Origin of the sequence: Bradyrhizobium lablabi (assembly GCF_001440475.1) — a bacterium.
Taxonomy (GTDB): Bacteria; Pseudomonadota; Alphaproteobacteria; order Rhizobiales; family Xanthobacteraceae; genus Bradyrhizobium; species Bradyrhizobium lablabi.
The window spans coordinates 21,216-27,330 of record NZ_LLYB01000097.1; the positions used below are offsets into that span (position 1 = coordinate 21,216).

General features: G+C 61.9%; 6 protein-coding genes and 2 pseudogenes. 3 read left to right on the forward strand and 5 right to left on the reverse strand.

Annotated elements, in window-relative coordinates; translation table 11 throughout:
* Position 1: 1 nt before the first annotated feature.
* A complete protein-coding gene (locus tag CQ14_RS28430) occupies positions 2–562 on the forward strand; it encodes a phosphatase PAP2 family protein (protein WP_057861135.1) in 561 nt (186 codons plus the stop codon).
* Between the two features lie 68 nt (positions 563–630).
* On the opposite strand, the gene CQ14_RS28435 is transcribed toward CQ14_RS28430, so the two are convergent.
* Both CQ14_RS28435 and CQ14_RS28440 read right to left on the reverse strand, forming a co-directional pair.
* A complete protein-coding gene (locus CQ14_RS28435) occupies positions 631–1,122 on the reverse strand; it encodes a YciE/YciF ferroxidase family protein (RefSeq protein WP_057861155.1) in 492 nt (163 codons plus the stop codon).
* A gap of 74 nt (positions 1,123–1,196) precedes the next feature.
* Entirely contained in the window at positions 1,197–1,646 is a 450-nt protein-coding gene (locus CQ14_RS28440) for a PPC domain-containing DNA-binding protein (protein ID WP_057861136.1), read from the reverse strand.
* 220 nt (positions 1,647–1,866) lie between these two features.
* Here CQ14_RS28440 and CQ14_RS28445 point away from each other — a divergent pair, with 220 nt between their 5' ends.
* Positions 1,867–2,217: a hypothetical protein gene (locus CQ14_RS28445; RefSeq protein WP_057861137.1), complete on the forward strand. Its 351-nt coding sequence runs from the start codon at positions 1,867–1,869 to the stop codon at positions 2,215–2,217.
* A gap of 60 nt (positions 2,218–2,277) precedes the next feature.
* On the opposite strand, the gene CQ14_RS28450 is transcribed toward CQ14_RS28445, so the two are convergent.
* Positions 2,278–2,571: a hypothetical protein gene (locus CQ14_RS28450; protein WP_057861138.1), complete on the reverse strand. Its 294-nt coding sequence runs from the start codon at positions 2,569–2,571 to the stop codon at positions 2,278–2,280.
* Positions 2,572–2,759: 188 nt separating this feature from the next.
* On the opposite strand from CQ14_RS28450, the gene CQ14_RS28455 reads away from it, so the two are divergent.
* Positions 2,760–4,610: an alkaline phosphatase family protein gene (locus CQ14_RS28455; protein WP_057861139.1), complete on the forward strand. Its 1,851-nt coding sequence runs from the start codon at positions 2,760–2,762 to the stop codon at positions 4,608–4,610.
* Between the two features lie 142 nt (positions 4,611–4,752).
* On the opposite strand, the pseudogene CQ14_RS28460 reads toward CQ14_RS28455, so the two are convergent.
* Positions 4,753–5,719, reverse strand: a pseudogene (locus tag CQ14_RS28460) (OpgC domain-containing protein); the annotation flags it as partial.
* Position 5,720: 1 nt separating this feature from the next.
* Positions 5,721–5,882 (reverse strand): annotated as a pseudogene (opgC, locus tag CQ14_RS46870) (OpgC domain-containing protein); the annotation flags it as partial.
* Positions 5,883–6,115 lie beyond the last annotated feature (233 nt).

A 6,115-nucleotide genomic window follows, 5' to 3' on the forward strand; every position in this document is an offset into this window, starting at 1 on the left:
GATGGCGTTCTTTCGGGTCCAACCAACCCAAACCGACATCGAGATCGCGGAAGCGATTTCCCGGCACACCAATCCCAAACTCGAGACGGCCGCCCAGATCCTCAGTTGGGGAGCGGACGAACATGTTCTGTGCGCGCTCGCCGCAGGCTGGTGGCTCTGTTGCCTCGGCGGCAGCGCGCAGGCGCGGCGCGATAGCAGCCATGTATTGCTGACGACGGCCGCGGTGACGATTCTGCCGCATGTCCTGAAGAGCATCTTCGATCAGGAACGCCCGGACCGCCGCATGCCCCGCGCGCATCTGCACGGTGCACCCTATTCCGGAAAGCCTCTCGACGCTTTTCCTTCCGGCCATGCGGTCCATGTCGGCGCATTGGCATCGGCGGCTTCCGTATTGCCTCCAGGCAAGCGCGGGATGATCTGGTCCGTTGGCGCGGGGCTGGTGATGACACGGATTGTACTACTCGCCCATTGGACCAGCGACGTGGTTGCCGGTCTCGCCATCGGAGCAGCGATCGAGCGGCTGCTCAGGCGATGGACAGGATATGGCGCATCCGGCCGATAGCGACATGGCCATGGCCGGCGGTGCTCCGTGTCGCATAGCCAGGAGCACCGCCGGCCGCCGCATCATTCTCAGGCGGCGGCTTCGTAATTGACGGCTGTTTCCGCGATCTTCGTCAGGGTCTCGTCGGTCTTCTTTTCTTCGGCGAGCGTCTGGTCGATCAGCTTTACGGCCTGTGGATTGTTGAGCTTCTGCGCCCAGGCTTTCAGCGTGCCGTAGCGGGAAATCTCGTAATGCTCGACCGCTTGCGCCGCGGCCAGCAGGCCGGCGTCCAGCGCTGGTGTGTCGGCATACTCCTCCATGACCTCCTTGCCCTCGTCGATAATGCCCTCGATGGCATCGCACTTCTTGCCGCGCGCCGCCTTGCCGAGGAGTTCGAAGATCTTTTCCAGACGCTCGACATGCCCCTCAGTCTCGTCGTGGTGCTTTTCGAATGCGGCCCGCAGCTTGTCCGAATTGGCGGCCTTCGCCATCTTGGGCAGAGCCTTCAGGATCTGCTTTTCGGCGTAGTAGATGTCCTTGAGCGTATCGAGAAACAATTCGTTGAGATCCTTGTCAGGCATGACTTCCTCCATCGATGATGGGCTGACAAGCTTGGATCGCGTGAAATGGTTCCTAAAGCGCGCCGGCCCCTGCGTCAGTCGCTGGCCGCAAGATCGATCAGCGCAATCCCGAGGTCCGTCCTCTTCCTGCGTCGAAGGGTCGCCGGCACCTCGGTCAGAACAACTTCGAGCGTGGGCCTTACCGTGCCCGCCAGGAGATGACCGCCGCGCGTCGAGCCATCGGCAAGCCCAAGCACGACATGTACGTGGAGGCTGGGCTGGCCGTCATCGCCGTCCGCCACGTCCCCAAGGGCACTCAGGACTTCGCACTGCTCGCCGACCTCGATCTTGCGGTAGCTTTTCGACGCGACGTCAAACCATCCGACCGTCGCCTGTTCGAAGGCGCCGATCGCCGTCAGTGACGCCGCCGAAATTCCCGCTTCCCTGACGAACCGGGTGAGCGCGGCAAAAGCCTCCTCGCCCGTATCCAGAATGACGACGTGAACCTGCGCTTTATCGTCCGCAGCGATACGCTTGCTTTTCATGGGTGACCTCGCTCGAGTGGTCCCGATCAATCGGCATGGCCTGACATCGTTCCCGGAGCGGTCGAAGCGCTGGAGCCCTCTCGACTCCGCCAAGCACCGCCGACTGCGGAACATGTCAGGGAACTGAAACCTCACATCCGTTTGAAATGGACCGATCACGATACAGGAACGGTGGCGGATACCGGTCGTTGGCCCGACGTCACCATAACGGAGAAGACTGATGAACTTGAAGTTCCTGACAGCGGCCGCAGTTCTGACCACCGCAATCGCGGCGCCTGCGCTGGCGCAGGATTCTCACGGAAGATCTGACTCGATCCGTTCGCCGCAAACGCAGCAGCGGATGTACCATCATCACAGCGGTTTCTGGCCCGGTGAAATAGCCGCGGGCGTGGTGGGCGGCGCCATCGGCGCGGCCGGCGCGATTGCGACCGCGCCGTTCCGTAACGACGTCTACGCCTATAATGACGGCTATTACGGGCAGCGATACTACGGCGGCTACAACAACGGATTCGTCTGTCAGCCCGGAACGGTGTTCCTGGGTGGGGATGGTCGCCGCCACATCTGTCAGTAAACAATAACGGCGGATGCCGACTGGAGGCGGCCCTCGGGCCGCCTCCTTTTCGTTTCCGTGCTAGCGTGACGAGACGTCCGAAGATGATCTTCGAACCTTTTTCCCGGGCGGATCGCCGCCCCGGTCGACCCGGCTCACGCGCTGGGCGCGCTCCTTGTCGCGGGGCTGTTCTTGCCCGCGCTCATCGCGGACGATGCCCTGGTCTTTTCCCTCGTCCTTTCCCTTGGCCGGCGGTTCAGGCTCGGTCGCTTCGCGCTGCTGATCCTTGCCTTCCTGGACCAAAAGCTCATCGCCGAGCATTTGCCCGATGATCTGTTTTGTCTGGGCCTCGGCTTTCTCGTGAAATTTGCTCATGGCAGCCTCCTGCCCATGAAAACGGCCTCAAGCCGCAATGTTTCCGCTTGCCGGTTCGCAGCGATTGCACCCAGTTCCCCACCCTTGAGCCCGGTTCCATCAAATGTAACAATCCTGTTGCAGAGAAAAACTAAACGAGGACGACGGCCAAACGCCGTGACTTCGGCCTGGACCTTGGGGAGAAACTGATGCGCCGCACAATCCTGTTGCTGTCCGCCGGACTGATAACGCTGACGGCAGGCGCCGCCTCGGCACAGAACGCCACGCCGCGTAACCTGATCCTGTTCGTGCCGGACGGCCTGCGCGGTCGCATCGTGACGCCACAGACCGCGCCGGCGATGGCCGAGCTGCGCGACAAGGGCGTCAACTTCAAGAACTCGCATTCGCTGTTTCCGACCTTCACCATGGCGAACGGATCGGCGATGGCGAGCGGCCATTACCTCGGCGACACCGGCACCTTCAGCAACACGATCTATACCGCCCGCCCCGTTACCCACGCCAACAACACCGTCACGCCGTTCCTCGAAGTCAATCCCGTCCTGCTCGAGGTCGACGAGCAATTCGGCGGCGACTATCTGAACGAAGAAACGCTTCTGAAGATGGCGCGCGACAAGGGCTACAGCACCGCGGCCATTGGCAAGCACGGCCCGACCTTCATCTTCGACCACACCGACAAGGTCGGCACGACCGGGCTGCACTCCATCATCATCGACGACGTCACAGGCAGCAAGAACGGCGTACCGCTGTCGGATGAAATGAAGGAAGCGCTGACAAAAGCGGGCCTGCCGCTGGAGACGCCGCCGCGCGGCGAAAACAGCAAGGCCGGCGACGCCAAGACGCCGGGCACCACGAGCGCCAACGTCGCGCAGCAGGCCTACATGGCCGATGTCGCATCGAAGGTCGTGCTGCCGATGTTCAAGGCACGCAACAAGCCGTTCGTGCTGGTGTTCTGGTCGCGCGACCCCGACGGCAGCCAGCACAACACCGGCGACAGCCTCAACACCATCACGCCCGGCATCAATGGACCGACCTCGATGGCCGGCATCAAGAACGCGGACAACAACCTCGCCCAGCTCCGCAAGACGCTGGACGAACTCGGCCTCGCCGCCTCGACCAACATCATCGTCTCCTCAGACCACGGCTTCTCCACGATCTCGAAGGAGAGCAAGACCAGCCCCTCGGCAAAAATCTCCTACGAAGACACGCCGAAGGATTTCTTGCCCATGGGCTTCGTCGCCATTGATCTCGCCAAGGCGCTGAACCTGCCGCTGTTCGATCCCAACGACAAGAATGCGCGCGTGGCGGACAATGCTCATCCCAAAGCGGGCAATGGCTTGATCGGGAACGATCCCGCCAAACCGGATGTCGTGATCGCGACCAATGGCGGGTCGGACCTGATCTATATCCCGGCCAAGGATCGCAAGCTCGCGGACCGCACCATCAAGGCGTTGCTGGAGCAGGATTACGTCAGCGGCCTCTTTGTCGATGACGAGCTCGGAAATTTCCCGGGCACGCTGCCGATGTCGCGGCTTGGGCTCAAGGGCAAGGCGGTGGTGCCGCACCCGTCGATCGTGGTCAATTTCCGCTCGTGGTCGTCGGGATGCGACGAGCCGACCAACTGTTCGGTGCAGGTCGCCGACACCGTGCTGCGCCAGGGCCAGGGCATGCACGGCAGCTTCAGCCGCGGCGATACCTTGAACTTCATGGCGGCGATCGGCCCCGACTTCAAATCGGGTTACGTCGATCCCCTCCCCGTCAGCAATGCCGACGTCGGCGCCACTGCGGCCAAGCTCTTGGGCCTCACGCAAAAGGCCAAGGGCAGACTGATCGGCCGCGTCATGACGGAAGCCATGCCCAACGGCGCAACGCCGAAGGCTCATGCCGAGACCATCACGTCGAAACCGTCTGCGAACGGCCTGCGCACCGTGTTGAATTTCCAGCGCGTCGGCTCGCAGCGCTATTTCGACACGGCCGGTTTTCCGGGCCGCACGCTCGGGCTGGAAGCGGAAGGCAGCAAGCAGAAGACGGCGGGCAAATAGCGGCGACATCCGCGGCTCCGCCAACAACCGCATTTCCGCATGTCGCGGGGCCTGTCATTACTGCGCGAGCGCAAATGCGTTCGTCGCCGGCGCGCATTCGCGTGACCCGCTGGCTCACGCCGGCTACGCTTGCCAGGAAATATCATGATCGCTGCTTGGGTTTGGTGCCGATCAAGCCCAGCAGCATTGCGGTCGCGATCATCGCTCCGATGCCACCGAGACTGAGTGCAATTTGCATCGCAAGCCCGTTCGAGATCTCGATCAGCGCCATGTGGCTGGCGAACGCCAGCAGAACGCCGACGCAAAAGACTGGCAGCGAGTTCTGGCCACAGCGGATCGCGCCGCGCATCAATGGCGTCTTTAGCCCCCGCCAATCCCGAGGCATGAGCCATGCCGCCAAAACCGCGATGGCCATAAAATGCAGCAGTCGCAATGGATCGAGATTCGATTTGTCCAACGGATACAGCGACTGCGATAGCGCCTGCGGGATCAGTGCTTCCAGCGGCCTGATGCGCGAGCTCAATGCGATGAGCAGGCTGAGGAGCAAATACAGCACGGCAAGTGCAAGCGCCGTACGCGACATCACCCACGGTCCGACGTTCCTGCCCTCGATCATCCACCACGCGCCAAGCACGACGAGAAACTGCCAGGCCAGCGGATTGAAGGCCCAGTTACCGTTCGGCCACGCCGGGACGGTCCATCCGAAGGCGTGCACCAACGCATAAAGCACCAACGAGGCGCCAAGCGTGGCGTTCGGCGCCCGCAGCAGCAACCACAACAGCGGCGCGAACAAGAGATGAAGAAGTACAAAGGCCGGCAATACGTCGGTATTGACCGGACGGTACTGCAGTATCGCCGCGCGCGCGAGCATCTCGCCCGGACGGTCCAACAGAACGCGCGTATTGCTCTCGTCGGCGAAACGGCCGCCTCCTGCGAGGTGAACAAGGATGGCGATCGCGAGTATGAGCAGCAGAAATGCGGCATAAATGTCCCAGCTTCGCCGCAAGGTCCGGCGTATCACCCCGGTCCAGCCCTCGAACCGTAACGCCTTACCGTACGCCAGCGCGCAGGTTACGCCCGAGACGAACATGAATACTTCCGCGGCATCGNTCGCAGCGTCAGCCAGCTACCGATGTTGTTTGGGACATGATCGAGAAAGATGAACCACAGCGCGATGCCTCGGCAGGCATCTATTCGCAAGTCGCGGGTCTGGCCTTTCGGCTCCGGCAGCTTGCCGAACGTTACTTGGGGGATGGCGGTTCGATCGTGCATCTTGGTTACCCCAAGCTGGCAAGATGAGCCTACCGCTGAAGACACTGGTGTGAGCTGCTTCACCTTCAAAAAATTATTCTTCGCGCTATCGCGTGAGACGAATCTGCGCGCCTGCGTTGAGCGTTGTTGGCATCGCACATGATTGGTTGAGACACGCGAATTCGGCGTCATTGCCGCGAAGATCGCGTGGCTCACGCAAGAGAGAGAGAGAGAGAGAGAGAGAGAGAGAGAGA